We start from the raw sequence: 25,992 nt of genomic DNA, 5'->3' as shown, positions 1-25,992 counted from the left end.
GTTGTTACAGGCGCATTGGCATAACAACATACAAAGCTTCTCCAGATTCTCCACCTTCAATAACCACACTACTGTTAGCATCAGCTAAGGTAAATTTAACATCATTTTCTTTAATAGCATTGAGTACGTCTAAAACATAGCTAACATTAAAACCGATTTCAACTTCCTCATAAGGAAAGTCAATTTCAATCACCTCTTCAGCTTGTTCTTGCTCAGGGTTGTTCGCAGTTATCTTTAGCTCTGTACGACCAAAATTAAGACGAACGCCTTTAAATTTCTCGTTAGATAAAATAGAAGCACGAGACAGTACTTGCCTAAGTACATCTTTATTGGCATTAAGAATTTTATCACCGTTACGTGGTAATACACGGCGATAGTCAGGAAAGCGGCCATCAACCAGTTTACTGGTAAATGAAAATTCGCTATCAATAATACGTATGTGATTAGAGCCTAGAAAAACCTGCACACCTTCATCAACTGGGTCGAGTAAACGAATAATCTCTAAAATACCTTTGCGCGGTACAATCACTTGTCGAGCCGGAAGTTCAAGCGCTTGGTTAGATATTTTGCAGATAGCTAAACGGTGGCCGTCGGTAGCAACAGAGCGTATTTCGTGACCTTCTGTTTCTATCGACATACCATTGAGATAATAGCGCACGTCTTGGTTTGCCATTGAAAAATGGGTGCTTTCAATTAAGCGTAACAATTCAGACTTTAATAAACTAAATTCTACGTCACCTTGCCATTGTTCAATGTTAGGAAAGTCACTGGCTGGTAAGGTTGAAAGTGAATACTTACTACGACCTGTGCTAATTTTTATCACATCGTTATCAGATTCAAAGGTCAGCATAGAATCATCGGGTAAACTTTTACAAATATCAAGTAACTTACGAGCAGGAATGGTAACTTTTCCATCTTCTGCTTGATTATCTACACTTGCATAAGCAACCATCTCCAGCTCTAAATCAGTAGCTGTTAATGTAAGTGACTGCCCACTTACATCAAAGAGTATATTGCCTAAAATAGGTAACGTACTTTTTCGCTCTACAGCACCAGAAACCAATAACAAAGGTTTCAGCAGTAATTCTCTACTCAATGAAAATTTCATTTCTGACTCACTTGTAACTTACTTATTATTATGATGACAATGTTCTGGTTAAATTTGAATAATCTTCTTTAATATCATGAGACTCTTCACGTAAAGATTTTACCTTACGACAGGCATGTAATACAGTCGTATGATCACGACCACCAAAGGCATCACCAATTTCAGGTAAACTATGGTTTGTTAACTCTTTAGATAATGCCATGGCAATTTGACGCGGTCTAGCTACTGAGCGATTTCTTCGTTTAGACAGTAAATCTGCTACCTTAATCTTATAATATTCTGCAACCGTACGCTGGATATTATCAATAGTGACCAGCTTGTCTTGTAAAGCTAATAAGTCGCGCAAAGCCTCTCTAACAAAATCAATCGTGATGGCTCGCCCCGTAAAGTTAGCATTTGCTATTACCCTATTCAAAGCGCCTTCTAATTCACGAACATTTGAGCGCAAACGTTTAGCAATAAAAAAGGCAACTTCGTCGGCTAAATTGATATGACTTTCTTGTGCTTTGCGTTTTAATATGGCGACACGAGTTTCTAATTCTGGTGGTTCAATGGCGATGGTTAACCCCCAACCAAAGCGCGATTTTAAACGATCTTCAACATCCACTTCTTTTGGATAGCGATCACTGGTCAAAATTATTTGTTGATTACCTTCAAGTAAGGCATTAAAAGTATGAAAAAACTCTTCTTGCGTACGATCTTTACCGGCAAAAAATTGAATATCATCAATAAGCAAAGCATCAACTGAACGGTAATATTGTTTAAATTTTTCCATAGCGTTGTTTTGTAACGCTCGCACCATATCTTGCACAAACCGCTCTGAATGCATGTAGGCAATTTTTGCATTGGGTTTATTAAGTAAAATACCATTACCGACCGCATGCAGTAAATGTGTTTTACCTAGGCCTGTACCACCATAAATAAATAAAGGGTTATAAGCCGCGCCTGGATTATCAGCCACTTGTGACGCCGCAGCGCGGGCCAATTGATTTGATTTACCTTCAACAAAATTATCAAAGGTATATTTAACTCTGATATTGGTTGTTTTTGGTAAATTACTTTCTGGTGGTGGAGTATCTCTATTTGGCGTTCGAATATTGGGTTGCAATTGGTTAATACTATTTTGGACATTAGTCTTTTGTGCTGGGATACTACCCACATCAAAACGCAATAATGGCGGGTTTGCACTGTCTTGCATTCCCACAAGTTCATTAATGCGATTAACATACTTATCTCTAACCCAGTCCAAAACAAAGCGGTTTGGCGCATATAACGTCATAATATTGTCTGTGACCACGCATTGTAGCGGACGTATCCACATACTAAATTGTTGTGCGGGCAATTCTTCTTGAAGAACAGATAAACATTTTTGCCAAAGTGTATGATCCAACAACCAACTCCTGATAAATATTATTCTCCCTGCGTTTAATAACCGATAAAAATTGCTGGTAAAAAGGCAGAAGAGTAAAAAAATTAATTTTTATAATTACCCTATTATCTCTATAGTTATCCACAACATCAATATTGACTTTTCAATAAATGGCTTTTATTTTCAGTTATTTTTAGGAAACTCAGTTAAATTAGGCTTCCTGCCTATTTTTAATTGCAAATTAGTGTTAAAAAATATTTCAATATACTATTTAATTATTACTGAATATGGCCAAGTTACTTGCAGCGAAAAAGCTAAATTGTGATAAAACTGTGGATATATTTGTGATCCGGACGATCCATAGACGATCATTTAAAAATAGCTAGTGAATAAGCATTGACAAAGTTTCGTTCTCTATATAGAATTTCGCTTCATTTTTAGACCCAGTGTGCTCATGAAGGCTGTTTTGCCAGGGCAACAACAACAGACGGATTAGCGTAATGAAAAGAACATTTCAACCTAGTGTATTAAAACGTAAGCGCAACCATGGCTTCCGTGCTCGTATGGCTACGAAAAACGGACGTGCTGTAATTTCACGTCGTCGTGCTAAAGGCCGTAAAAGCCTTAGTGCTTAATCTTTCAACTTGAAACTTAAGTTAAAAGAACAGTGACCGCTATGGTTACTTATGAATTTAATCGGGAGTCACGTTTGTTGACTCCCGGTCAATTTCAAGCTGTATTCGCCAAACCTCTTCGTTTTGGCTCTAGCCACATCACCATACTCGTCACTCCAAATTCTGATAGTAATAACCGTCTCGGTCTAGCCATTGCTAAAAAACGCGTTAAACTAGCTGTTCAACGAAATCGTATCAAACGACAAATTCGCGAGAGCTTCCGTTTAAATCAACATAACCTTCCCTTTGTCGATATAGTCGTTATGGTAAAATCTGGCACTGACAAGCTCGAAAATAAAGAAATTAATCAGCAATTGGAAAAAATATGGCGAAAAATAATTCAACGCCACAAAAAGTAGCTATTACACTAGTAAAAGCCTACCAGCGCTGGCTTAGCCCATTACTTGGACCCCATTGTAGATTTAATCCAACATGCTCTTTTTACGCGATAGAAGCAATTAATCGCTTTGGTGTGATAAAAGGTTGTTGGTTAGCAGGCAAACGTATACTAAGATGCCACCCACTCAATGCGGGAGGACTTGATCCCGTGCCACTATCAAAAAAAGAGAAATAAGACATTATGGAATCCCAACGCAGTTTTCTTTTTATTGCGCTTATGGTTGTTACCTATTTGCTATTTAACCAATGGCAAACAGACAAAGCTCCAATTCTTGAGCAACCAGCAGTAACTCAACAAACAACGCCAAGTACTAGTAACGGCGAATTTGTTCCTGAGTCATCAGCTACAGCAACGTCTATCAGCAATGAAACAAAAGAAGTTAGTGCCACACTAATTTCAGTAAAAAATGATGTTTTATCACTAAAAATTGATACTAACGGCGGCGACATTGTTGAAGCTAAATTACTTAAGTTCGATACCGAACAAGGTAATGGCATACCCTTTACTATATTGCGCAACGACCGTGACCGCTATGTAGCGCAAAGTGGTTTAACTGGCGCACAAGGTTTAGACCGTGTTATTCCTGGTCGACCTATTTATCAAACATCAGCCACTTCTTATCAAGCAAACCCTGGTGAGCCGCTAGTAATTGATTTAAATTATCTTGATGACGCCGGTTTGTCTGTTACTAAGCGATTCACGCTCAATGACGACAGCTATGCCATTAATGTTGAATATATCATTGCCAATAACGCTACAAGCCCTGCAAGCGTGCAAATGTATGCACAATTAAAGCAAACCACTTTAATTGATAGCTCAAGCGGTTTAATTCCAACTTATGTCGGTGCTGCCTATTCAACAACTGAAGATATATACGAAAAATATGACTTTGATGATATCGCAGAAGCTAACCTGAATGTTTCGACTCAAGGTGGTTGGGTTGCTATGTTGCAACACTATTTTGTATCATCTTGGGTACCAGAAAAAACCTCAGATAATCAATTATATACAAGATACGCTAATAACAAAGACGCAGTGATCGGCTTTAAAGCTCCAGCAATAACGATTGAGCCTAACAGCACAGCAACCACGTCAGCAATTTTTTATGTCGGTCCAAAAGACCAAGATGTATTAGAAAGTATTGAAGATAACCTTGATCTAACAATTGATTACGGATTTTTATTCATGATCAGCCAGCCATTATTCTGGTTGCTTATCAAAATTCAATCTGTTGTGATTAACTGGGGTGTAGCGATAATTATCATTACTCTTATCGTTAAAGGTGGTATGTATCCATTAACGAAAGCGCAATATACCTCAATGGCTAAGATGCGAGCACTACAACCTAAAATGGCGCAGCTAAAAGAGCGTTTAGGCGATGACAAACAAAAAATGTCGCAAGCCATGATGGAACTTTATCGTAAAGAAAAAGTAAATCCTGCTGGTGGTTGTTTACCCTTAATTATTCAAATGCCTATTTTCCTAGCACTATACTGGGTATTTTTGGAAAGTGTTGAATTACGTCATGCACCCTTTATGTTGTGGATACAGGATCTATCAGCACAGGACCCCTTCTACATCTTGCCGGTATTAATGGGTATCAGTATGTTCATTATGCAAAAAATGCAGCCAATGACAGTGCAAGATCCTATGCAACAAAAAATAATGCAGTATATGCCAGTCATGTTTACGGTATTCTTTTTCTGGTTCCCATCAGGCTTAGTACTTTACTGGTTAGTCAGTAACATTATTTCAATTGTACAAATGAAGATAATATTCTCGGGCATCGAAAAGGCCAAAGAGAAAGAAAAAGCCAAATAAGGTTATTTCTTATCGACTAAAAAGGTAGCTCAGGCTACCTTTTTTTATAACTTAAATTTGAGGTTATTAAACTTTGCTTGAATATTTTGAAAAAATAATTAACGAGGATGTATAGTTAGCGCAATTTTATTAATTATCTAGTTACTTTAAAGCTAAGTAAAAGCGCTAAACACGTGGCGTTTTTTGATATTTAACTTTTTATCAAAACCTTGAAGTATATTTGAATGAATGACAGTGCTCAGATGACTTTAGTTTTCCATAAAATAGTGAGCTTAGTTATCCCTCCTTCTTTTCTCATTGTTTCCTCCCTGTAAATAACACACCGAAAACAGTAATGCCGATTATAGAAGACCACATACGATAAATAACATTAACTAGGCACTATTCACCGATACCAAGACTGATATCAAGCGCTTATGCCGTTCAAAGCAGAATAAATTGCACAATAGCTCAGTGTACATTTGCAGCCGGTAATTAAGGCTTTATAATATCGTTAATTAAAGCCTAAACCGTTAACTGAGAAACTAACATGACCGACCTAGCTTTTACATCAGGCCAAAAAGAAACCATAGCAGCACAAGCTACAGCTCCAGGCAGAGGTGGTGTTGGTATCATCAGGGTTTCAGGGCCTGAAGTTAAAAATGTCGCTCAAGCCATATTAGGTAAAGTGCCTGAATTGCGCAAAGCCGAATATTTAACCTTTAAAGATCATAAAGGCCAAGCACTAGACCAGGGTATAGCGCTGTATTTTAAAGGCCCTAATTCCTTTACCGGTGAAGATATTCTAGAACTGCAGGGCCACGGAGGCCCAGTTATTTTAGACATGCTGCTCAAAGAGATTTTAACGCTACCTAAGGTGCGCATGGCCGGCCCTGGTGAGTTTAGTGAACAAGCATTTCTTAATGATAAACTTGATTTAACCCAAGCAGAAGCTATAGCAGATTTAATTAATTCAAGCTCAGAACAAGCTGCCCGCTGTGCTTTACATTCGTTACAAGGCGATTTTTCTAAACTGGTCCATCAGATGGTAAACGACACTATACATTTACGTATGTATGTGGAAGCTGCGATAGACTTTCCAGAAGAAGAAATAGATTTTCTTGCCGACAAAAAAGTGCTCAATGACTTAAAGGCCATCATTACCCAAGTCGCAGAGGTAAAAAATAAAGCACAGCAAGGCAGTATTATTCGTGAAGGCATGCGGGTGGTTATTGCCGGTCGACCTAACGCCGGTAAGTCAAGCTTACTTAATGCTCTTAGTGGTAAAGAAAGCGCCATAGTCACTGACATTGAAGGCACCACGCGTGATGTATTATCTGAACAAATACACATTGATGGTATGCCACTACATATTATTGATACAGCAGGGTTAAGAGAAAGTGTCGATGAAGTAGAGAAAATAGGTATTGAAAGGGCTTGGCGAGAGATCAAACAAGCTGACCGTGTCTTGCTAATGATTGACTCTGCACAAGATGAAACCGAGGATCCAAAAGCAGCATGGCCAGAGTTTTTTGAAAAGTTACCTGTTAATATCGGCTTAACTATTATTAGAAACAAAGCTGATATTAACCCTGTAAAAACCGGTTATAGTGAACTCAATGCCACACCGACAATAACCTTGTCGGCCAAAACAGGTGCAGGCGTTACAGAGCTAACTGAGCACCTAAAACATATCATGGGTTACCAAGGTAGCACCGAAGGAGGTTTTATGGCCAGACGACGTCACTTGGTCGCTCTTGAACAAGCCCACCAACACTTAATTATTGGCTTAGAGCAACTTGAATCATATGTTGCGGGTGAAATTCTGGCTGAAGAACTACGTTTTTGTCAGCAAGAACTCAATAAGATCACCGGTGAATTTACCAATGATGATTTATTAAGTGAAATATTTTCATCCTTTTGTATTGGTAAATAACTAATGGGATTATGCATCTTTATTCCCAAGTAAATTTTTTATTTTTTATTTAATTATGATAACTATTTTGATATTTCAATATTTTTTTAATTGTAATAATGTGTTATTTGTAACTTTATAATATATAAAAAACATATAAAAAATTTAATATAAAACAAGATAAAGCACTTTAATAGGAAGAGTAAATGAGCTCATTTCAAGTCATTGTTGGCAGTATGTTAGGCGGCTCAGAATATGTCGCAGAAGCCTGTGAAGAAACATTAACCGCGCTCGGTCATCAAGTTGAACTACATTTGCAACCTGATTTTGCACAAATATTAAGCGAAAAACAAACTTGGTTAATTTGTACCTCGACACATGGTGCTGGCGACTATCCCGATAATATTCAAGCATTCGTGACAGATCTTAAAAATAGCGATCAAGATCTATCCTCAGTTAAGTTTATAACGATCGGTCTGGGTGATTCAAATTATGATACTTTTTGCTACGCAGCAAAAAATATAAATAAACTATTATTATCAAAAGGTTGTAATGAAAAACTACCTTTGATCACACTAGATATGAGTCAAGATATAGATCCAGAAGAACGATCTCAAACTTGGTTATATGAAAATAAAGATCATTTATAACCAACTTACCCATAAGTTATTAACAATTATAGCCCAGCAAAAAGCCTACTGTGGATAACTCTGGGTAAAAGCTATTAATTTTCTATTATTATTCAGTGTATAGAAATGGAATTAAATCTCCCTGTGGATAAGTAGCTGTTTTGATCAGAGCTTATAAGTGACTTGATCAAAGCTTGATCACAAGAATACATGACTATTAATATATTGTTTTATATCAATAAAAACGACTTATCAACAGAAAAAGGCGACCTTAATAAGTAATAATAATAAGATCTTTAAAGAGATCTTTATATATTACTTAAGGATCAAGCTTAGATCTTTTCCGAAATTAGATCATTCCCCTGAGGCGAAAAAGGCGCTAAAATACCGCTCTTAAAAATTAAATAGCAAAAACTAAGGTCAGTAATTTATGTGGTATCAAGAGTCTTATGACGTAATTGTTGTTGGTGGCGGTCATGCTGGAACAGAAGCGTCACTTGCAGCAGCTCGCATGGGCTGTAAAACATTATTGTTAACCCATAACATTGACACCCTTGGTCAAATGTCCTGCAACCCAGCGATAGGTGGGATTGGCAAAGGTCATTTGGTTAAAGAAATTGACGCCCTCGGTGGCATAATGGCAACCGCAGCTGACCATGCTGCAATACAATTTAGAACCTTAAATGCCAGCAAAGGCCCTGCTGTAAGGGCTACTCGGATACAAGCTGATAGAAATTTATATCGGAACTTTGTCCGAAACTATCTAGAAAACCAAGAAAATTTAACTATATTTCAACAACCCTGTGACGATCTTATTCTAGAAAATAATAAGATCGTAGGTGTTTCTACTCAAATGGGTTTGAAATTTAAAGCTAAAAGCGTTGTGCTAACGGTTGGTACTTTTCTAGCAGGCCAGATCCATATTGGTCTAAATAATTATCAAGGCGGAAGAGCCGGTGATCCCGCCAGTGTAAACCTTGCGGATCGTTTACGTGATATGCCCTTTAGAATTGATCGCTTAAAAACGGGAACACCGCCACGCTTAGACGGCAGAACCCTTGATTTTTCTGTTATGGCAGAACAACCAGGTGACGATCCTAGACCGGTATTTTCTTACATGGGTTCAGGAGAGGATCATCCAAGACAAGTTTCATGTTTTATTACCCATACCAATCAAAAAACCCATGATATTATTAAATCTGGTTTAGACCGCTCACCCATGTATACCGGTGTTATTGAAGGCGTTGGACCACGTTATTGCCCATCAATTGAAGACAAAATACACCGTTTTGCCGATAAAGACAGTCATCAAATATTTGTCGAGCCTGAAGGCTTAAATACCCATGAAATTTATCCCAATGGTATTTCTACTAGTTTACCATTTGATGTGCAAATGGATCTTGTTAGATCGATCAAAGGTTTTGAAAACGCCCATATCACTCGACCAGGTTATGCGATCGAATATGACTTTTTCGATCCTCGCGATTTAAAGCAAACGCTAGAAAGTAAATTTGTTGAAAACCTTTATTTTGCTGGCCAAATTAATGGCACTACCGGTTATGAAGAAGCAGGTGCTCAAGGGCTTGTTGCAGCAACTAATGCCGCGGCGAGAGTGCAAGGCAAAGAAGAACTCGTACTAACCAGAGATCAAGCTTACATGGGCGTGCTAATTGATGACCTAGCCACCTTAGGCACCAAAGAACCTTATCGTATGTTCACCTCACGAGCTGAGTATCGCTTATTGTTACGCGAAGATAATGCTGATATACGCTTAACAGAAAAAGGTCGTGCTTTAGGTTTGGTTGACGATCAACGTTGGCAACGATTTAATGAGAAAATGGAAAATGTTGAGCTTGAACGTCAACGTTTACGTTCAACGTGGTTACAAAAGGATCATCCAGCCGTTGATCAAGTGAATACCTTATTGAAAACGCCTTTAAGTCGCGAGAACAATTTAGAAGATCTGCTGCGACGTCCAGAAGTTCGATATGACGATCTAGTCGCTATTGAAGGTCTTGGACCTAAACTCGCAGACAAACAAGCTGCAGAGCAAATTGAAATTCAAATAAAGTATGCCGGTTATATTGACCGACAACTGGATGAAATAGCGAAAAAGAAGCGCCATGAAAACACATTAATCCCAGTAGACTACGATTTTAGCCAGATATCAGGCTTGTCAAATGAGGTTGTTGCAAAGCTTTCAGACGCGCGCCCTGAAACTATTGGTAAAGCATCGCGTATTTCTGGTATTACTCCAGCAGCAATTTCGTTATTATTAGTTTATCTGAAAAAACATGGCTTATTACGCAAAAGTGCTTAAATAGTCAGCATAAACGAAAGATTCCACCTTATGACATTATCTGACCAACTTGTTGCTCTGATCAAGGAAACCTCGCTTGAGGTTTCAATAGAGCAAATTTCTTTAATTATCCAGTACGTTGAATTATTAAACAAATGGAATAAAGCCTACAATCTAACCTCAGTACGCGATCCTAAAGATATGATGATAAAACACATCATGGATAGTTTGATGGTGGGTCCGCATCTTAAAGGTCAGTCATTTATTGATGTTGGCACTGGGCCAGGTTTACCAGGCATTCCGCTTGCTATCTTGTATCCTGAGCGTAATTTTGTATTATTAGACAGTTTAGGCAAAAGAATTACCTTTTTAAGGCAAGTCGTTTTCCAATTAAAGCTTAATAATGTCACACCCGTTAAATCACGTGTTGAACAATATCGCCCAGAGCACCTTTTTGATGGCGTATTAAGTCGGGCATTTTCATCGCTAAACGATATGGTAACTTGGTGTGAACATTTAGTCAGTGTTGAACACGGCCGATTCTTAGCATTAAAAGGTATTTATCCTAGTGATGAAATTGCGGCTTTACCGAGTAATATAGCGGTTGCAAATAGTTATGCTATTGCCGTTCCTCAATTAGACGGCGAACGCCATTTGATTGAATTAGTTAAATCATAAATAATAATAAACTTGAGCAGAAAAGTATTGAGGATCCTGTGGGAAAAATAATCGCGGTTGCAAATCAAAAAGGTGGTGTCGGTAAAACAACCACCTCAGTCAATCTTGCTGCTTCGCTTGCGGCAACTAAACGTAAAGTTTTACTGGTCGATCTTGATCCCCAAGGTAATGCTACTATGGGTAGCGGTATAGATAAATATGAAGTTCCAGCAACATGCTACGAATTACTTATTGAAGAGCGTCCATTTGAAGACGTAGTTTGTAGAAATACAGCGGGTATTTATGATCTTATTGCCGCAAATAGTGATGTAACTGCAGCTGAAATTAGATTGATGGAGGTTTATTCTCGAGAGCATCGTCTGAAAAACGCTTTATCAAAAGTAAGTCAAGACTACGACTATATTATTATTGATTGTCCACCGTCATTAAATATGTTGACGGTTAACGCAATGACAGCAGCGGATTCGGTATTAGTGCCGATGCAATGTGAGTATTATGCTTTAGAAGGTTTAACCGCTTTAATGGATACCATTTCACAATTAACCTCAGTCGTTAATAGTAAACTCCATATTGAAGGTATTTTACGTACCATGTACGACCCTCGTAACCGTTTAGCGAATGATGTTTCTGAGCAATTAAAACGTCATTTTGGTGATAAAGTTTATCGTACCGTTATTCCGCGTAATGTGCGTTTAGCAGAAGCACCAAGTTTTGGTGCTCCAGTGATGTACTACGATAAATCATCTACAGGTGCAAAAGCTTATCTTGCCTTGGCGGGTGAAATATTACGTCGTGCAGAACCCAAAACACCATCTACACCGCAAGTCACTACAGAATAATAATAAGGAATATTATGAGTCAAACTAAACGCAGAGGTCTAGGTCGCGGTCTTGATGCCTTATTAACAAAACCATCAGTAGATTTAACCGGTAATCTAGGTGATAAAACAGATACGCCCAGCAAAAATGCTGAATTACATAATTTACCAATAGAACAATTGCATCCTGGTAAGTATCAACCGCGCAAAGATATGTCGGCAGAAGCCTTAGATGACTTAGCTAACTCCATTAAATCGCAAGGTATTATTCAGCCTATTATTGTCCGGCCAGTTAGTGAACACAGTTATGAAATTATAGCCGGTGAACGTCGTTGGCGTGCAGCTCAAATAGCCGCATTGGATACTGTGCCTTGTTTAATAAAACATGTGCCCGATGAAGCGGCAGTGGCTATTGCTTTAATAGAAAATATTCAACGTGAAGACTTAAATGCGATGGAAGAAGCTATCGCATTAGAACGATTGCTCATTGAGTTTGAATTGACCCATCAAGAAGTTGCCGATGCTGTTGGCAAGTCAAGAACGGCGGTAAGTAACTTATTACGCTTAAATAATCTTAACAGTGAAGTTAAAACCTTGCTTGAGCACGGCGATATCGAAATGGGCCATGCTAGAGCACTATTAGCTTTAGATAATGACATTCAAACAAATACAGCACGTATTGTAGTAGCGAAAGAATTAAACGTGCGCGAAACAGAAGCATTAATTAAAAAATTACAACAACCAGCGAAAGAAATAGTCACCAAGTCGGTAGATCCTAATACTAAGGCATTAGAGCAAAACTTATCTGAAAAATTGGGCTCACATGTTGCGATAAATCACAATAAACAAGGCAAAGGAAAATTAGTAATATCTTACAGTGATCTATCAGAACTTGATGGTATTGTCTCACGCTTTAATTCTTTTTAGCGCACCTGAAAATGAGCCGCTAAAATTGACAAGGTTTACTAACCTAGATCCAAATAATAAAAACCGTTAAATAGCCATTTTTGATCGACTGAAAAATGGCTATTTATTTGCTGTTTTCTCTTTTGCTTTTATAATTCATTAATAATGTTTTAATCTCGGATTACACCTTAGTAGTACTGGGATTATACCTTAGTCGTAATTTATTCATTTAGTGGCAAATTTTGCAGAAAATGTTACCAATGAGCGGCCTATCTTGTTGCATTAGTGCTGTAATTCAGTATACTTGCGACGGCTTTTTAGAGATGGGAAATTATCTTTAAAAAACTGCAAGTATTACGAAAAATATCGTAGGAGTCTCTAGTGAGTTTATTTATTCACAATGAGTTAGCTAGGCCAGGAAGAGAATTTGCTTTTAAGCAAATATTAGTCTCGATAGTCATTGTTTTACTTTGCAGTGTAGCAACATATTTTGTTTGGGGACTATCGTTTGCACACTCAGTATTAAGTGGTGGCGCAATCAGCATAATCCCTAATTTTTTCTTTGCTCATAAAGCATTTAAATATGCCGGAGCAAGATCGTCAGAAAAGGTCTTAGATGCCTTTTATAGTGGCGAAAAATTGAAAATAGTATTAACGGCCATTTTGTTTGCGCTAGCCTTTAAGTTTTTAGCGATAGAGCCCATAGCTTTTTTCAGCAGTTTTTGTTTAGTAGTGGCTTTGCCATTATTAACACCATTTTTGTTTAAACTTTAATCATTGGGATCATTAATATGTCTGCAAGTGCTGAATTAACCAGCCAAGATTATATCAAACATCATTTAACTAATTTGTCGACTGGTGAAGGGTTTATGACCGTTCATTGGGATACTCTTGGTTGGTCGGTGTTTTTGGGCTTAGTATTTCTTTTTATCTTTCGTTCTGTTGCCGCTAAAGCAACTACTGGTGTTCCCGGTAAGTTACAATGTGCAGTTGAAATGATTGTTGAATTTGTTGGTGATAGTGTTAAAAGCACTTTTCACGGCCACAATCCTTTAATTGCGCCACTAGCATTAACTATTTTTGTTTGGGTTCTATTGATGAACTCAATGGATTGGGTACCTGTTGATCTATTACCTTGGATTATTAGTTTGGTATCAGGTATCGAAATGTCTAATGTGTATATGAGAGCAGTACCTACCACAGATCCGAACATGACCTTTGCTTTAGCAATAGGTGTGTTTATATTAATTATTTACTATTCAATTAAAATTAAAGGTGTTGGCGGATTCATCAAAGAATTAACCACTCAACCTTTTGGTCATTGGTCTTTATATCCAGTGAACTTTATTCTTGAAATGGTCACCATGTTAGCTCGTCCTTTATCTTTAGCGTTACGTTTATTCGGTAACCTATATGCAGGTGAGTTAATATTTTTACTCATTGCGACCATTGGTTTATACCAATTGCCAGTACACTTTTTATGGGCTGCATTCCACTTATTAATCATCCCATTACAAGCGTTTATTTTCATGATGTTAACTATTGTATATCTTAGTTTAGCTCACGAAGATCACTAATTTTCAACTTAACTTTAACTTTAACTTTAAAATAACCGGAGATAAATATGTTATATATCGCTGTTGCTCTACTAATCGGTCTTGGTGCTTTAGGTACTGCGATTGGTTTTGGTCTTCTAGGTGGCAAATTCTTAGAATCAGCTGCTCGTCAACCTGAACTTGCACCGCAACTTCAAGTGAAAATGTTCATCGTAGCGGGTCTTATCGATGCTATTGCTATGATCGGTGTTGCTATCGGCCTATACCTATTATTCGTTGTTGGCGTTCCAGCTTAATTAAAACCGCGAATTTAAATAGGAGGTACGCAAATGAATATTAATATGACCTTAATCGGTGAGTTAATTGCATTTGTAGTATTCGTAATTTTTTGTATGAAGTTTGTATGGCCACCGATTACGGCTGCCATCGAAGCTCGTCAAGCAACTATTGCTGACGGACTTGCTGCTTCAGACCGTGCCGCTAAAGATCTTGAGCTTGCTCAAGAGAAAGCTACAGCACAATTAAAAGAAGCTAAAGCGCAAGCGGCAGGCATTGTAGAAGCTGCTAAAAAGCGTGAAGTTCAGATAATTGAAGAAGCTGCAGTTAAAGCACATGCTGAAAAAGATAAAATCTTAGCTTCAGGTCATGCAGAAATTGATACTGAACGTAACCAAGCTAAAGAAGAATTGCGCCAACAGGTGGCTATTCTTGCTGTAGCGGGTGCCGAGAGAATTCTTGAGCGTTCAATCGATGCCGCTGTACATAGCGACATTTTAGATAAACTTGTAGCTGAACTTTAGAGGGAAATGAGCTTATGTCTGAATTGACAACCATCGCTCGTCCCTACGCTAAAGCGGCGTTTGATTTTGCTATCGAAGCGAATACAGTTGAAAACTGGTTAGAAATGCTAGTTTTCGCTGCACAAGTTGCTAACGACACTACTATAAAGAGTTATCTTTCTGGTGGCGCGTCAGTAGAACAAGCACAAGACATATTTTTGAAAGTCTGTGATGTTCAACTCGATAGTAATGGCCAAAACTTAATTAAAGTGATGGCTGAAAATCAACGTTTATTGGTGCTACCACAAGTTGTTACTCAGTTTCGTGAATTAAAAGCGGAACATGAGAAAACAGTTTCTGTGGATGTAACGTCTGCTGTTGAATTAACAGCAGAACAAAAAACTACATTATGCGCTGCGCTTGAAAAGCGTTTGGCTCGAAAAGTAAAACTTAATTGTAATATTGATGCAAACGTAGTCTCTGGCTTAGTAATAAAAGCTGGTGACATGGTAATAGATGGTTCAGTACGAGGTAAATTGAGCCGCTTAGCAACAATAATGCAATCCTAACGGGGAACAGAGTATGCAACTGAATTCCACTGAAATCGCTGAACTGATCAAGAGTCGTATTGAACAGTTTGACGTAGTTAGTGAAGCTCGTAATGAAGGTACAATCGTTTCTGTAACTGACGGTATCATTCGTATTCATGGTCTTGCAGACGTAATGCAAGGTGAGATGATTGAACTTCCTGGCAATCGCTTTGCTATCGCTTTAAACCTTGACCGTGACTCGGTCGGTGCGGTAGTTATGGGTCCTTATGCGGATCTAGCTGAAGGCGTTAAAGTAAAATGTACTGGTCGTATTTTAGAAGTACCAGTAGGACGTGGCTTATTAGGTCGCGTTGTTAACACACTGGGTGAGCCAATTGACGGTAAAGGACCTATCGAAAACGATGGTTTTGCACCAGTTGAAATGGTAGCACCAGGTGTAATCGATCGTAAGTCTGTTGATCAACCTGTACAAACAGGTATTAAATCAATCGATTCAATGATTCCAATTGGACGTGGTCAACGTGAACTTATCATTGGTGACCGTCAAATTGGTAAATCTGCAATCGCATTAGATGCAATTATCAACCAGAAAGACACAGGTATTAAGTGTGTATACGTAGCTATTGGCCAAAAAGCCTCTACGGTTGCTAACTTAGTTCGCTCATTAGAAGAACACGGCGCGTTAGATAATACTATCGTTGTTGTAGCTGGCGCTTCTGAAGCGGCCGCACTTCAGTACTTGTCAGCATATTCTGGCTGTACTATGGGTGAATACTTCCGAGATCGTGGTGAAGATGCATTAATCGTATATGATGATTTGTCTAAGCAAGCAGTTGCTTATCGTCAAATTTCATTACTTTTACGTCGTCCGCCAGGCCGTGAAGCTTACCCAGGTGACGTTTTCTATCTTCACAGTCGTTTACTTGAACGTGCTGCTCGTGTAAACGAAGCATACGTTGAACGTTTCACAAATGGTGCTGTAAAAGGTAAAACAGGTTCTTTAACTGCTTTGCCTATCATTGAAACGCAAGCGGGTGATGTATCTGCATTCGTACCTACTAACGTAATCTCAATTACCGATGGTCAGATTTTCTTAGAATCTAACCTATTTAACTCAGGTATTCGTCCTGCTGTTAACGCTGGTATTTCTGTGTCACGTGTTGGTGGTGCTGCTCAAACTAAAATCATCAAGAAATTAGGTGGTGGTATTCGTTTAGCATTAGCACAATATGCTGAATTAGCAGCGTTTGCTCAATTTGCCTCAGATTTAGATGACGCTACACGTGCTCAACTAGAGCATGGTCAACGCGTTACTGAATTGATGAAGCAAAAGCAATACAGCCCATTGTCAATTGCTGAAACAGCTGTATCTTTATTTGCCGCAGAAAAAGGCTTTTTAAATGATATAGCTATCAACAAAGTTGTTGATTTTGAAGATGCATTACGTTTATACGTAAACAATGATCACGCTGAGTTGATGGCTACTATCAATGAAAAAGGCGACTATAACAAAGATATCGAGTCTGGTTTAGCGAAAGCGATTGAAGCTTTCAAAGCCACTCAAACTTGGTAATTTAGTTAACCTTTTCGGAGAATAGTCATGGCCGGTGGTAAAGAGATAAAATCGAAGATCGGAAGTGTAAAAAATACACAGAAGATCACCAGCGCAATGGAAATGGTTGCAGCAAGCAAAATGCGTAAAGCGCAAGAAAGCATGGCTGCCTCTCGTCCATACGCTGAAAATATGCGAAATGTGATCGGTCACATCGCGCTTGGTAATTTAGAATTTCGTCATCCATATATGGTTGAACGTGAAGCTAAGCGCGTAGGTTATATCGTTGTCTCAACAGACCGTGGTTTGTGTGGTGGTTTAAATATTAATTTATTTAAACAAGTACTTGCTGATGCAGGTAAACACCAAACAGCTGGTGCCGAAGTTGAATTTGCCGTAGTGGGTTCTAAAGCTACGTCATTTTTCAACAATATGGGTGCTAAAGTTGTTTCACAAATTTCAGGATTAGGTGATAGCCCATCGCTAACCGATTTAATCGGTAGTGTGAAGGTTATGCTAAATGCCTATGATAATGGTGAGATAGACAGATTGTTCATTGTATATAACAAGTTTGTTAATACCATGACGCAAAAGCCGACAATCGATCAACTTTTACCTTTGCCTAAGTCAGATGATGACGCTATTAAGCATCGCTGGGATTATATATACGAACCTGATGCTCAAGCAATACTTGAACATTTATTGGTACGTTATACAGAATCTCAAGTATATCAAGGTGTGGTTGAAAACCTCGCATGTGAACAAGCCGCTCGTATGGTTGCAATGAAATCTGCAACTGATAATGCGGGTGACCTAATTGATGATTTACAATTGGTATACAACAAAGCGCGTCAAGCAAGTATTACTCAAGAATTGGGTGAAATTTGTGCTGGTGCAGCAGCGGTATAAGCAAAGGTTCTTTGTTTATTTTATTAGTAAATAAGAGCACAAGATTAGAGGATTAAACATGAGTACAGGTAAAGTCGTCCAAATCATTGGCGCAGTTGTGGATGTAGAATTTCCACAAGATGCTGTACCTCAGGTATATGACGCGTTAAATGTAACTGAAGGTGACCTTTCAGGCTTAGTACTAGAAGTACAACAGCAATTAGGTGGTGGTGTAGTTCGTACTATCGCCATGGGTTCATCAGATGGTTTGCGTCGTGGTCTGAACGTAGAAAACACAGGTAATAACATCCAAGTACCAGTAGGTGTATGTACATTGGGTCGCATTATGAACGTATTGGGTGAGCCTATCGATGAAGCTGGCCCAATCGGCGAAGAAGAAAAGTGGTCAATTCACCGTCAAGCGCCAGCCTATGCTGACCAGGCGTTGTCAAATGAACTACTTGAAACTGGTATCAAAGTAATAGATTTAGTTTGTCCATTCGCTAAGGGTGGTAAAGTAGGTTTATTCGGTGGTGCTGGTGTTGGTAAAACCGTTAACATGATGGAACTTATTCGTAATATTGCGATCGAGCATAGCGGCTACTCAGTATTTGCTGGTGTAGGCGAGCGTACTCGTGAAGGTAACGATTTCTATCATGAAATGAACGATTCAAATGTACTTGATAAAGTATCACTTGTTTACGGTCAAATGAATGAGCCTCCAGGAAACCGTTTACGTGTTGCCTTTACTGGTTTGACAATGGCTGAAAAATTCCGTGATGAAGGTCGTGACGTATTATTCTTTGTTGATAATATTTACCGTTACACCTTAGCTGGTACTGAAGTATCTGCATTGCTAGGCCGTATGCCATCAGCGGTTGGTTATCAACCAACACTTGCTGAAGAAATGGGCGTATTGCAAGAGCGTATTACTTCAACGAAGAAAGGTTCAATCACTTCAATCCAAGCGGTATACGTACCAGCAGATGATTTGACTGATCCCTCTCCAGCTACTACTTTTGCTCACTTAGATGCAACAGTTGTATTGAGTCGTGATATTGCTTCGCAAGGTATTTACCCTGCAATTGACCCACTAGATTCTACTTCGCGTCAATTAGACCCGTTAGTAGTTGGTGCTGAGCATTATGAAACAGCTCGTGGCGTTCAATCAACATTACAACGTTACAAAGAACTTAAAGATATCATCGCCATATTAGGTATGGATGAGTTATCTGAAGAAGATAAATTATCGGTGAATCGCGCACGTAAGATTCAACGTTTCTTATCTCAACCGTTCTTTGTTGCTGAAGTATTCACCGGCTCTCCTGGTAAGTATGTATCACTTAAAGACACAATTAGTGGCTTTAAAGGACTACTTGCAGGTGAGTATGATGATTTACCTGAGCAAGCTTTTTATATGGTTGGTTCTATTGAAGAAGCAGCTGAAAAAGCTAAAAACATGTAATGAAGGCTGGTGATTAACATAAGTTAGTCACCTATTAGGAGGTCACATGGCATTATTTTCTGTAAATCTGAATGTTGTTAGCGCTGAAGAAAGTTTATTTTCGGGTAGCATTGAATCATTACAGATCACAGGTAGCGAAGGTGAACTAGGCATTATGCCTGGTCACGCACCTTTGCTGACCTCACTAAAACCTGGTATGGCAAGAATCGTTAAAAAAGGTGGTGATGAAGAAATCATTTATCTTTCTGGCGGTATGCTAGAAGTTCAACCAAATAACGTTACTGTATTAGCGGATATCGCGGTACGTGGCGCTGATTTAGATGAACAAGCTGCACTACAGGCTAAAGAACGCGCAGAGAAACACTTGAATGAACATGGTAATGATGTTGATTACGCAGAAGCCGCAGCTGAACTAGCTCGTGCTGTTGCGAAATTACGTGTTATCCAAGCGATAAGTAAAAAATAACCTCCGCGTTTAACATTAAGTTTTAGTGATAAAAAAAAGCGACTTTTACTTCGGTAAATAGTCGCTTTTTTATTACTGTTGAAAAAATACTTACTTGACTACTCTACTTAGCTGCTTAATTCATCCCGTCCTACTATTATTTTAACCCTAGATCACTGTTTGAAGACAAAAATTGCTAGCTTAAATAAGAAAAAAATTATAGAAAAATTTAAAATTGGCTAGAGCCATAGGGGGGCATCTAACTATAAATATTTTTTGAAAAGTTGAATTTGTACGAAGAAAGTACTATATAGGTATGTAGTAAATAGGTATGTAGTAAAATCATAGTGTTGACATTATTTAAGGGGTAAATATGTATCACAAGCGTATATTTTCACTTCCACAATATTTTTTTAAGGCTTTGAAATATTTGGTCTTTGTCTTAATTTTTACGTTCACTGCTACTGCTACTGCTACTGCTAGTGAAGAAGACGATGCTTTAGCAAAAGCACAAGCAGATATGAACGCAGAGGTTTTCTCTAAACCTTTTCTTGCTGAACGACCAGAAGAAGTCAACTCCTATATCAAAAGCATGTTGGAAAAAAAGCTTAAACCGCCTGAGTATAGTGGCAAATATTGGCGTCGAGGTTACACATGTAGAGATTTATTACGTCATAACTGGACCCAATATAGAAACTGTCAATATTACTATCGTTATCATGGTCGTTATTATTATTAGAAAAATTGCATTTATAACAGAGCTGTAAATTTAACTATATTAAGGAAATATTATGAAAAAATGGAAGATGTTGCTCAAATTCAGTTTTGTAGGTTTAATTATTATCACACTGGCGAGTTGCTCGGCAATCCATACCTCAGTGGCTAAAAGAAACTTAGATGTACAAACAAAAATAAGTACATCTATATTTGTTGATCCTGTACCAGCAAATAAAAGAAAAATTTATCTAGAGGTTAGGAGCGCGGTAATGGAGTTTGACCGTGTTTCATTTCGAAAAGCACTTTCTAACCAATTAGTTAATAGTGGTAATGGCTATACTTTGACAGATAACCCTGAGAAATCTCAGTATAGGATGAGTGTTTTTGTCAGAAACTTAGAGAAAACTACACCTGAAGCGGCAGCATCAGCATTAGGTGCTGGTTTTCAAGGTGCAAGTATAGGTGCGGTAGCATCAGCAGCTACGGGTGGATCATATCGAGATGCAGCAGCAGCAGGTCTTGTTGTTGGGTTAGCTTCAACGGTTGCCAACGCTTTTGTGCAAGATGTGGTGTATTTACTTGTTGCTGACATACAAATTAAAGAGCGTGCTAAAAAAGGCATTATTGTTCGTCGTGACTCAAAAGTGAATATTAAAATATCTGAAGATGGCGCAACCACTCAAACTTACTCTGAGGCAACAAATCTGAAAGAGTATAGAACTAGAGTGGTGACTACAGCAAATAAAGCTAATTTAGAACTTGAAGAGGCGCAGCCATTAATGTTTGATAAAACAGCTTATGCAATGTCGGCATTCTTTTAATGGTTGAGCCGGTATAAACTAGTTATATCGATAAGGACCCTGTAAAAAAATCTGTTACAGGGTCTTGATAAACCAAAATTCTTTTGAAGCGTTGTGGCTTTTTATGACTTAACTATAATTTACTACGATTTAACTATAACTAAATTTTTGCTGACAATTGTACTTTTTTTAGTAAAGTATATAAATCGTCTTTTAAATGTAAACGAGCTAGTTTTTGTTGTTCTAAATAGGCATCTGATGTTGGCTCAACACCAACTTCTATACGGTGAACTTCTTGATCTAACTGATGATAATCTTTAAATAAACGGGCAAAATGTGCATCGTTAATTTTTAAGTGATGGATTTCTTTTTCTAACTCTGGAAATTCATGGTGTAAGTCGTGTTTTTCTATCATTAGGGTTGCTCCTATTTAGCACAATTAATACAAGTATCGATATAAGGTAATATTTTCAAACGCTTGGGATGGATAACTCCATTGCATTGGCTGCAAAAACCATATTCTTTGTTTTCAAAACGAATTAACGCTTGGCTGATTAAGCCCAGTTCAATTTTAGCTTCGAGATGAATTTCATTGAGCACTTCGTTATTTTTGTTTTCGCAAGTCTGTTCAGAAAAATCTTGAGAACGACCTTTTCTAAAGTCTGCTTCAATTGCACTAATACGTCGTTGAAGTTCATATTTCTTCTCTAATAAGCTACTTAGAATTTCTTTATTCATTAGCATTCCTCCTCAAGCCTCAATTCATTTTAAGCCTCTAGTTGCTAACTGTTTTGATCTAGCGCAATAATTTGCTTAAGTTTTTACATTACTTAAGGGGTAAAACTTATTCAGCTAATGGCGACCCAAGGCATTATTTTTCGACTAAATAACTGGGTTTTTTGTTAGTGAGTAGCTAAACTAAATAGCCCAGTTCTCATCAAGAAAAAAAATGGTTCACAATAAAGTCTCGTGGAAAAACAGTCAGCAACAATACGGCTTGCTGAGTAAATTACTACATTGGCTCTCGGCATTAACGGTTTTTTCGTTATTTGCCTTAGGTTATTGGATGGTCGAGTTAAACTACTCAAGTAAATGGTATCAATTAGCCCCGCATTGGCATGAAAGCGTCGGGATACTTTTATTAATGGTAACTATATTCAGATTGTTGTGGCGTCGTATTGCCGGCTCTCCCGGTGCAATAACTAGTCATAGTGCTTTTGAGAAAAAAGCCTCAGCTTTAATGATATTTATTTTGTATATTACGTTGTTTACTGTTTTGATTTCTGGTTACTTGATTACAAGTGCTAACGATAAAGCTATTGCTGTTTTTGATTGGTTTAAGGTTATACCATGGGTGCTGGAGATAAAAAACCAGGAAGATATTGCAGGTGTGGTACATTATTACCTAGCTTACGGCATAATGATTTTCGCACTATTACATGCATTAGCTGCCTTAAAACACCATTTTATTGACCAAGATGTCACGCTAAAACGTATGACTAAAACCACAGATAAATAATTAAAGGAACTGATATGAAAAAAAAATTACTTGCTAGCGCTCTATTAACCTCGAGTTTACTAATACCAGCTTTAGCTGCTGATTATGTTATTGACACTAAAGGGGCACATGCCTCAATTAATTTTGCAGCGAGTCATCTTGGCTTTAGTGTACTTGCCGGCCGATTTAACGACTTTTCAGGTAACTTCTCTTATGACAAAGATAATGTTTCTGCAGCTAAAATTAAGGTAATTGTAGATACCTCAAGTTTTGATTCAAACCATACTAAACGTGACAAGCATGTACGTTCAGATGATTTTTTAGATGTTAGTAAATATGCACAAGCGACATTTATTAGCAGTAAAGTTGAAGATAAAGGTGATGGTAAACTTGCCATAATAGGAAGTTTTACCATGCACGGTATTACTCACCCATTAACTATTGACGCCGTTAAAATAGGTGAAGGTGATGATCCTTGGGGTGGTTATCGTGCCGGTTTTAGCGGTACCGCCACTATCGCTATGGCAGATTTTGGTTTTAAAAAAGATTATGGCAAAGTGGATCTAACTTTACATATTGAAGGTATTCGCCAGTAATAAATAAAGTTGATTGAAAAAGGGCCATGTGCCCTTTTTTTTCGCTTAAATTTTATAACCGCTTAGGTCAATTTCATCAACCCAATTGGGTTGTTCACGAGATAACAATAACGCGAGTTAACACCGATATTTTTACGCTATCGGCTGCCATTAATACTGCTATATTAGGCTTATATAATTACTCGCTGAAGGTAAACTCTTTTGGTGGTGTTAATGCCAGTAAATGCTGTACAAAGTAATCCCAGCGTTTACGCATCATATACGGCTTTCTGGCAAAGCCATGACCACGGTTTGGTAGCATCAGCATATCAAAGTCTTTATTAGCGGCAATTAACGCTTCTACGACAATTAGAGTGTTATATGGCGGTACATTGGTATCAGTTGTACCATGGGCAATCAGTAGCTTACCTTTTAGGTTTTCAACGATTAATTGATTTGCTTGGCTGTCATAGTTAGTAGTGCCATCTTCCTTTTTTACTAACATACCATGATATTTTTCACCCCATTCATCCGCATAGTTTCTATTGTCATGATTACCTGCTTGTGAAACAGCAACTGAATAAAAGTCTGGATAAGTTAACAAGGCGCGTGTTGAAGCAAATCCACCACCTGAATGGCCCCAAATGCCAACACGGGTGCTATCAATCCAGTGATATTTTTTTGCTAGTTGTTTAATGGCTGACACTTGGTCCGGAATGCCACTATCACCCATGTTTTGATAATAAAATTCATGGAAGCTTTTTGAACGACCAGGTGTACCTAAAGCATCAATTTCGATAACAATAAAGCCAAGTTCAGCAATTGCTTGGTTATCACCTCTAGCGCTTCTAAAATGACGACCACGAATACTACCGACTTGTGGACCCGGGTATAAATAATTGACCACAGGATAAGACTTACTGGCGTCAAAATCGCTAGGTTTATACATTAGCCCATAGATGTCATGCTCATTATTACGGTCTTTAACAATAAACGGCGTAGGCGCTTGCCAACCAGTATCGCTAAGCTTAGTAATGTCCATTTGTTCGATGATAAAACCAGACTTACTGTTAGTGCTGCGAACAAAGCTGGTTTCTGGCTGGTTTGGTGTTGAGACTCGATCTAAGAAATATTCAGCATTGCTACTCAAGGTAATACGGTGATGTTTTTGCTCAGGGCTTAATAAGGTAAAATTTGAGCTATCTTTGTTAATACTATAAAGGTAATGAAAATAGGGATCTCCAGCTTCTTTACCCGCGGCAGAAAAAATGAGTTTCCCTGTTTTTTCATCTACATTGAGTAATTCTAAAACGGTCCAATCGCCCTGAGTTATTTGATTTTTAATTTTACCGGTTACGGCATCAACTAAATATAAATGGCCCCAATTTGAGCGTTGAGAAAACCAAATAAACTCATTACTTTGATCTAGGTATTGCCAACTAATAGCACTAACACCTGACTCGAAAAAGCTATCGGCAGTTTCAGTTAACACTATACGCACTTTACCGCTTATAGCATCTGCTATTTTTAAGCTTGCAGTTTTGTGATCACGTGTTGATGAGACAAAGGCAAAATGACTGCTGTCACTCGACCAGTCAACGTCTAACAAACTACCATCACTACCAGCAACATGGTCTGTTATGGTTGATCTGTGATCATCGGCAGGCATATCTAGCACCACTACATTTGCTTGTTCAATATCAATTACCACACGGTGAATTTTGAAGATGTGTTTATCACCCGGTAATGGATATTTCCAAACATCGATTTTAGGGTGACCAACTGCGGTAGACACTATAGCCATTTCACCAACGTTTCGGCTGTCATGTTTAAAGGTGGTGAGTTTTTTCGAATCGGGTGACCATTTTACTACCGGCTTGTCACCGCGAACCCAACCTGCATTATTGGTGGCGTAACCAAAGTTTGCTATCCCGTCAGTGGTTAATTGTTTCTCGCTATTATCATTAAGGTTACGCAGCCATAAGTTATGGTCTTTAATATAGACTGCCAGCTTGCCATTAGGCGAAACTAACTCACTATTTTTAATAGCAATTTCATTCAGTTGACATAAGTAATTTTCAATATTACATTGGTATAATTTATCATCTACAGTCAGCGTAATTATTTTTTCACTTATCAGTTCAAAGCGATTAAAAGGTAAGTTTTCTGGTTTTATTTCTTGTTCAGTAAGGCGAGCTAAGGCGCGGGTAAGTTTTTGATGATCGAAGGCCAATTTCTTTTCTTTTGTTACTGCGTCCAAGATAAAAAATTGTTTGCCATGCTGGGTTTGGCTGCTATAAATCAGCTTGTTGTTTTCAGTCCAGCTTGGATACTCTACTGTGCCAACAACTAATTTTTCGGTGTGTTTGCTCAGTTGACGTTCAGCTTGTTGGTATTTTTCAATGTTGAGTGATTCAGCATTAACACTAAAGGCTAGGCATGCTAAAACTGTGCTTGATGATATAGATTTTATTTTTGAAACCATGAATAACCTTGATTTTATCAGTTATAAAAATAGGATTTTTAAGATGCTATCATTTCTGATAACTTTACTGTGGAGATTTTCGACCA

28 protein-coding genes are annotated in these 25,992 nt (G+C 38.1%); 23 read left to right on the top strand and 5 right to left on the bottom strand.

The genetic code is table 11. The features are described 5' to 3' along the window. Window positions 1–4 precede the first annotated feature (4 nt). Both dnaN and dnaA read right to left on the bottom strand, forming a co-directional pair. Window positions 5–1,108: a DNA polymerase III subunit beta gene (dnaN, locus tag H4J59_RS17570; protein WP_182241289.1), complete on the bottom strand. Its 1,104-nt coding sequence runs from the start codon at window positions 1,106–1,108 to the stop codon at window positions 5–7. 28 nt (window positions 1,109–1,136) lie between these two features. Beyond that, complete coding sequence (gene dnaA, locus H4J59_RS17565) at window positions 1,137–2,498, bottom strand: chromosomal replication initiator protein DnaA (RefSeq protein ID WP_182241288.1); 1,362 nt, start codon at window positions 2,496–2,498, stop codon at window positions 1,137–1,139. A 479-nt stretch (window positions 2,499–2,977) separates the two neighbouring features. Between dnaA and rpmH the strand changes: the two genes are divergently transcribed. From rpmH to H4J59_RS17460, 21 genes are all read left to right on the top strand, one after another. Beyond that, a complete protein-coding gene (gene rpmH, locus H4J59_RS17560) occupies window positions 2,978–3,112 on the top strand; it encodes a 50S ribosomal protein L34 (RefSeq protein WP_070375296.1) in 135 nt (44 codons plus the stop codon). Between the two features lie 74 nt (window positions 3,113–3,186). Beyond that, entirely contained in the window at window positions 3,187–3,510 is a 324-nt protein-coding gene (gene rnpA / locus H4J59_RS17555; protein WP_404852034.1) for a ribonuclease P protein component, read from the top strand. Beyond that, the gene (gene yidD / locus H4J59_RS17550) at window positions 3,477–3,725 is read left to right on the top strand and encodes a membrane protein insertion efficiency factor YidD (protein WP_182186645.1); all 249 of its coding nucleotides are present in this window, start codon (window positions 3,477–3,479) and stop codon (window positions 3,723–3,725) included. Before rnpA ends, yidD begins: the two co-directional genes overlap by 34 nt. A 6-nt stretch (window positions 3,726–3,731) precedes the next feature. Beyond that, window positions 3,732–5,372 (top strand): membrane protein insertase YidC, encoded by a 1,641-nt coding sequence (yidC, locus tag H4J59_RS17545; RefSeq protein WP_182241287.1) that lies wholly within the window; start codon window positions 3,732–3,734, stop codon window positions 5,370–5,372. 529 nt (window positions 5,373–5,901) lie between these two features. Next, window positions 5,902–7,287, top strand: coding sequence for a tRNA uridine-5-carboxymethylaminomethyl(34) synthesis GTPase MnmE (mnmE, locus tag H4J59_RS17540; protein WP_182241286.1), 1,386 nt, complete (start codon window positions 5,902–5,904; stop codon window positions 7,285–7,287). A 185-nt stretch (window positions 7,288–7,472) separates the two neighbouring features. Next, on the top strand, window positions 7,473–7,916 hold the full coding sequence (mioC, locus tag H4J59_RS17535; RefSeq protein ID WP_182241285.1) for an FMN-binding protein MioC: 444 nt from the start codon (window positions 7,473–7,475) through the stop codon (window positions 7,914–7,916). Window positions 7,917–8,325: 409 nt separating this feature from the next. Then, window positions 8,326–10,215, top strand: coding sequence for a tRNA uridine-5-carboxymethylaminomethyl(34) synthesis enzyme MnmG (gene mnmG, locus H4J59_RS17530; protein ID WP_182241284.1), 1,890 nt, complete (start codon window positions 8,326–8,328; stop codon window positions 10,213–10,215). A gap of 30 nt (window positions 10,216–10,245) precedes the next feature. Next, window positions 10,246–10,872 (top strand): 16S rRNA (guanine(527)-N(7))-methyltransferase RsmG, encoded by a 627-nt coding sequence (rsmG, locus tag H4J59_RS17525; RefSeq protein WP_182241283.1) that lies wholly within the window; start codon window positions 10,246–10,248, stop codon window positions 10,870–10,872. Between the two features lie 38 nt (window positions 10,873–10,910). Next, entirely contained in the window at window positions 10,911–11,711 is an 801-nt protein-coding gene (locus H4J59_RS17520; protein ID WP_182241282.1) for a ParA family protein, read from the top strand. A gap of 14 nt (window positions 11,712–11,725) precedes the next feature. Continuing rightward, on the top strand, window positions 11,726–12,616 hold the full coding sequence (locus H4J59_RS17515) for a ParB/RepB/Spo0J family partition protein (protein WP_182241281.1): 891 nt from the start codon (window positions 11,726–11,728) through the stop codon (window positions 12,614–12,616). Window positions 12,617–12,976: 360 nt separating this feature from the next. Beyond that, window positions 12,977–13,369 carry an ATP synthase subunit I gene (locus H4J59_RS17510; RefSeq protein WP_310733220.1) on the top strand — a complete coding sequence of 131 codons (393 nt, stop codon included), beginning with the start codon at window positions 12,977–12,979 and terminating at the stop codon, window positions 13,367–13,369. A gap of 17 nt (window positions 13,370–13,386) precedes the next feature. After that, complete coding sequence (atpB, locus tag H4J59_RS17505) at window positions 13,387–14,172, top strand: F0F1 ATP synthase subunit A (RefSeq protein WP_182241280.1); 786 nt, start codon at window positions 13,387–13,389, stop codon at window positions 14,170–14,172. A 47-nt stretch (window positions 14,173–14,219) separates the two neighbouring features. Continuing rightward, on the top strand, window positions 14,220–14,447 hold the full coding sequence (gene atpE / locus H4J59_RS17500; protein WP_182192460.1) for a F0F1 ATP synthase subunit C: 228 nt from the start codon (window positions 14,220–14,222) through the stop codon (window positions 14,445–14,447). 33 nt (window positions 14,448–14,480) lie between these two features. Continuing rightward, window positions 14,481–14,951, top strand: a complete 471-nt coding sequence (gene atpF / locus H4J59_RS17495) for a F0F1 ATP synthase subunit B (RefSeq protein ID WP_182241279.1) — start codon at window positions 14,481–14,483, stop codon at window positions 14,949–14,951. 14 nt (window positions 14,952–14,965) lie between these two features. After that, window positions 14,966–15,499, top strand: coding sequence for a F0F1 ATP synthase subunit delta (gene atpH / locus H4J59_RS17490; protein ID WP_182241278.1), 534 nt, complete (start codon window positions 14,966–14,968; stop codon window positions 15,497–15,499). A 13-nt stretch (window positions 15,500–15,512) separates the two neighbouring features. Further along, window positions 15,513–17,054, top strand: a complete 1,542-nt coding sequence (gene atpA, locus H4J59_RS17485) for a F0F1 ATP synthase subunit alpha (RefSeq protein WP_182192457.1) — start codon at window positions 15,513–15,515, stop codon at window positions 17,052–17,054. Between the two features lie 27 nt (window positions 17,055–17,081). Further along, window positions 17,082–17,942: a F0F1 ATP synthase subunit gamma gene (gene atpG, locus H4J59_RS17480; RefSeq protein ID WP_182136223.1), complete on the top strand. Its 861-nt coding sequence runs from the start codon at window positions 17,082–17,084 to the stop codon at window positions 17,940–17,942. Window positions 17,943–18,000: 58 nt separating this feature from the next. Further along, the gene (atpD, locus tag H4J59_RS17475) at window positions 18,001–19,386 is read left to right on the top strand and encodes a F0F1 ATP synthase subunit beta (protein WP_146878249.1); all 1,386 of its coding nucleotides are present in this window, start codon (window positions 18,001–18,003) and stop codon (window positions 19,384–19,386) included. A 46-nt stretch (window positions 19,387–19,432) separates the two neighbouring features. Next, on the top strand, window positions 19,433–19,852 hold the full coding sequence (locus H4J59_RS17470) for a F0F1 ATP synthase subunit epsilon (protein WP_182241277.1): 420 nt from the start codon (window positions 19,433–19,435) through the stop codon (window positions 19,850–19,852). Between the two features lie 352 nt (window positions 19,853–20,204). Further along, a complete protein-coding gene (locus H4J59_RS17465; RefSeq protein WP_259369587.1) occupies window positions 20,205–20,570 on the top strand; it encodes a hypothetical protein in 366 nt (121 codons plus the stop codon). A 52-nt stretch (window positions 20,571–20,622) separates the two neighbouring features. Beyond that, the gene (locus H4J59_RS17460; RefSeq protein WP_182241276.1) at window positions 20,623–21,369 is read left to right on the top strand and encodes a complement resistance protein TraT; all 747 of its coding nucleotides are present in this window, start codon (window positions 20,623–20,625) and stop codon (window positions 21,367–21,369) included. 139 nt (window positions 21,370–21,508) lie between these two features. On the opposite strand, the gene H4J59_RS17455 is transcribed toward H4J59_RS17460, so the two are convergent. Together H4J59_RS17455 and H4J59_RS17450 are read right to left on the bottom strand one after the other, a co-directional pair. Then, on the bottom strand, window positions 21,509–21,763 hold the full coding sequence (locus H4J59_RS17455) for a YdcH family protein (protein WP_182241275.1): 255 nt from the start codon (window positions 21,761–21,763) through the stop codon (window positions 21,509–21,511). Window positions 21,764–21,774: 11 nt separating this feature from the next. Further along, the gene (locus H4J59_RS17450; RefSeq protein WP_182241274.1) at window positions 21,775–22,086 is read right to left on the bottom strand and encodes a TraR/DksA family transcriptional regulator; all 312 of its coding nucleotides are present in this window, start codon (window positions 22,084–22,086) and stop codon (window positions 21,775–21,777) included. Window positions 22,087–22,297: 211 nt separating this feature from the next. On the opposite strand from H4J59_RS17450, the gene H4J59_RS17445 reads away from it, so the two are divergent. Together H4J59_RS17445 and H4J59_RS17440 are read left to right on the top strand one after the other, a co-directional pair. After that, complete coding sequence (locus H4J59_RS17445) at window positions 22,298–22,867, top strand: cytochrome b (protein ID WP_182241273.1); 570 nt, start codon at window positions 22,298–22,300, stop codon at window positions 22,865–22,867. Between the two features lie 14 nt (window positions 22,868–22,881). Continuing rightward, the gene (locus tag H4J59_RS17440) at window positions 22,882–23,442 is read left to right on the top strand and encodes a YceI family protein (RefSeq protein ID WP_182241272.1); all 561 of its coding nucleotides are present in this window, start codon (window positions 22,882–22,884) and stop codon (window positions 23,440–23,442) included. A gap of 178 nt (window positions 23,443–23,620) precedes the next feature. Here H4J59_RS17440 and H4J59_RS17435 read toward each other — a convergent pair whose 3' ends face one another. Next, window positions 23,621–25,906 (bottom strand): DPP IV N-terminal domain-containing protein, encoded by a 2,286-nt coding sequence (locus H4J59_RS17435; RefSeq protein ID WP_182241271.1) that lies wholly within the window; start codon window positions 25,904–25,906, stop codon window positions 23,621–23,623. Window positions 25,907–25,992: the final 86 nt, after the last annotated feature.

Source organism: Colwellia sp. MB02u-10 (genome assembly GCF_014077185.1).
In the GTDB taxonomy this organism is placed as follows: Bacteria; Pseudomonadota; Gammaproteobacteria; order Enterobacterales; family Alteromonadaceae; genus Cognaticolwellia.
The sequence above is the reverse complement of the archived record's forward strand: the minus strand, read 5'-3'. Positions and strand labels throughout refer to the sequence as shown.

What these genes read in the sequence shown, in the direction of transcription:
- atpA (WP_182192457.1), top strand. Translation starts at nt 15,513, where the DNA reads ATGCAACTGAATTCCACTGAAATCGCTGAACTGATCAAGAGTCGTATT.
- H4J59_RS17465 (WP_259369587.1), top strand. Translation starts at nt 20,205, where the DNA reads ATGTATCACAAGCGTATATTTTCACTTCCACAATATTTTTTTAAGGCT.
- H4J59_RS17445 (WP_182241273.1), top strand. Translation starts at nt 22,298, where the DNA reads ATGGTTCACAATAAAGTCTCGTGGAAAAACAGTCAGCAACAATACGGC.
- yidD (WP_182186645.1), top strand. Translation starts at nt 3,477, where the DNA reads ATGGCGAAAAATAATTCAACGCCACAAAAAGTAGCTATTACACTAGTA.
- rsmG (WP_182241283.1), top strand. Translation starts at nt 10,246, where the DNA reads ATGACATTATCTGACCAACTTGTTGCTCTGATCAAGGAAACCTCGCTT.
- atpF (WP_182241279.1), top strand. Translation starts at nt 14,481, where the DNA reads ATGAATATTAATATGACCTTAATCGGTGAGTTAATTGCATTTGTAGTA.
- H4J59_RS17450 (WP_182241274.1), bottom strand. Translation starts at nt 22,086, where the DNA reads ATGAATAAAGAAATTCTAAGTAGCTTATTAGAGAAGAAATATGAACTT.
- H4J59_RS17460 (WP_182241276.1), top strand. Translation starts at nt 20,623, where the DNA reads ATGAAAAAATGGAAGATGTTGCTCAAATTCAGTTTTGTAGGTTTAATT.
- dnaN (WP_182241289.1), bottom strand. Translation starts at nt 1,108, where the DNA reads ATGAAATTTTCATTGAGTAGAGAATTACTGCTGAAACCTTTGTTATTG.
- atpE (WP_182192460.1), top strand. Translation starts at nt 14,220, where the DNA reads ATGTTATATATCGCTGTTGCTCTACTAATCGGTCTTGGTGCTTTAGGT.
- mnmE (WP_182241286.1), top strand. Translation starts at nt 5,902, where the DNA reads ATGACCGACCTAGCTTTTACATCAGGCCAAAAAGAAACCATAGCAGCA.
- H4J59_RS17515 (WP_182241281.1), top strand. Translation starts at nt 11,726, where the DNA reads ATGAGTCAAACTAAACGCAGAGGTCTAGGTCGCGGTCTTGATGCCTTA.
- atpD (WP_146878249.1), top strand. Translation starts at nt 18,001, where the DNA reads ATGAGTACAGGTAAAGTCGTCCAAATCATTGGCGCAGTTGTGGATGTA.
- rpmH (WP_070375296.1), top strand. Translation starts at nt 2,978, where the DNA reads ATGAAAAGAACATTTCAACCTAGTGTATTAAAACGTAAGCGCAACCAT.
- mioC (WP_182241285.1), top strand. Translation starts at nt 7,473, where the DNA reads ATGAGCTCATTTCAAGTCATTGTTGGCAGTATGTTAGGCGGCTCAGAA.
- mnmG (WP_182241284.1), top strand. Translation starts at nt 8,326, where the DNA reads ATGTGGTATCAAGAGTCTTATGACGTAATTGTTGTTGGTGGCGGTCAT.
- yidC (WP_182241287.1), top strand. Translation starts at nt 3,732, where the DNA reads ATGGAATCCCAACGCAGTTTTCTTTTTATTGCGCTTATGGTTGTTACC.
- H4J59_RS17435 (WP_182241271.1), bottom strand. Translation starts at nt 25,906, where the DNA reads ATGGTTTCAAAAATAAAATCTATATCATCAAGCACAGTTTTAGCATGC.
- atpH (WP_182241278.1), top strand. Translation starts at nt 14,966, where the DNA reads ATGTCTGAATTGACAACCATCGCTCGTCCCTACGCTAAAGCGGCGTTT.
- H4J59_RS17470 (WP_182241277.1), top strand. Translation starts at nt 19,433, where the DNA reads ATGGCATTATTTTCTGTAAATCTGAATGTTGTTAGCGCTGAAGAAAGT.
- H4J59_RS17455 (WP_182241275.1), bottom strand. Translation starts at nt 21,763, where the DNA reads ATGATAGAAAAACACGACTTACACCATGAATTTCCAGAGTTAGAAAAA.
- atpG (WP_182136223.1), top strand. Translation starts at nt 17,082, where the DNA reads ATGGCCGGTGGTAAAGAGATAAAATCGAAGATCGGAAGTGTAAAAAAT.
- atpB (WP_182241280.1), top strand. Translation starts at nt 13,387, where the DNA reads ATGTCTGCAAGTGCTGAATTAACCAGCCAAGATTATATCAAACATCAT.
- H4J59_RS17440 (WP_182241272.1), top strand. Translation starts at nt 22,882, where the DNA reads ATGAAAAAAAAATTACTTGCTAGCGCTCTATTAACCTCGAGTTTACTA.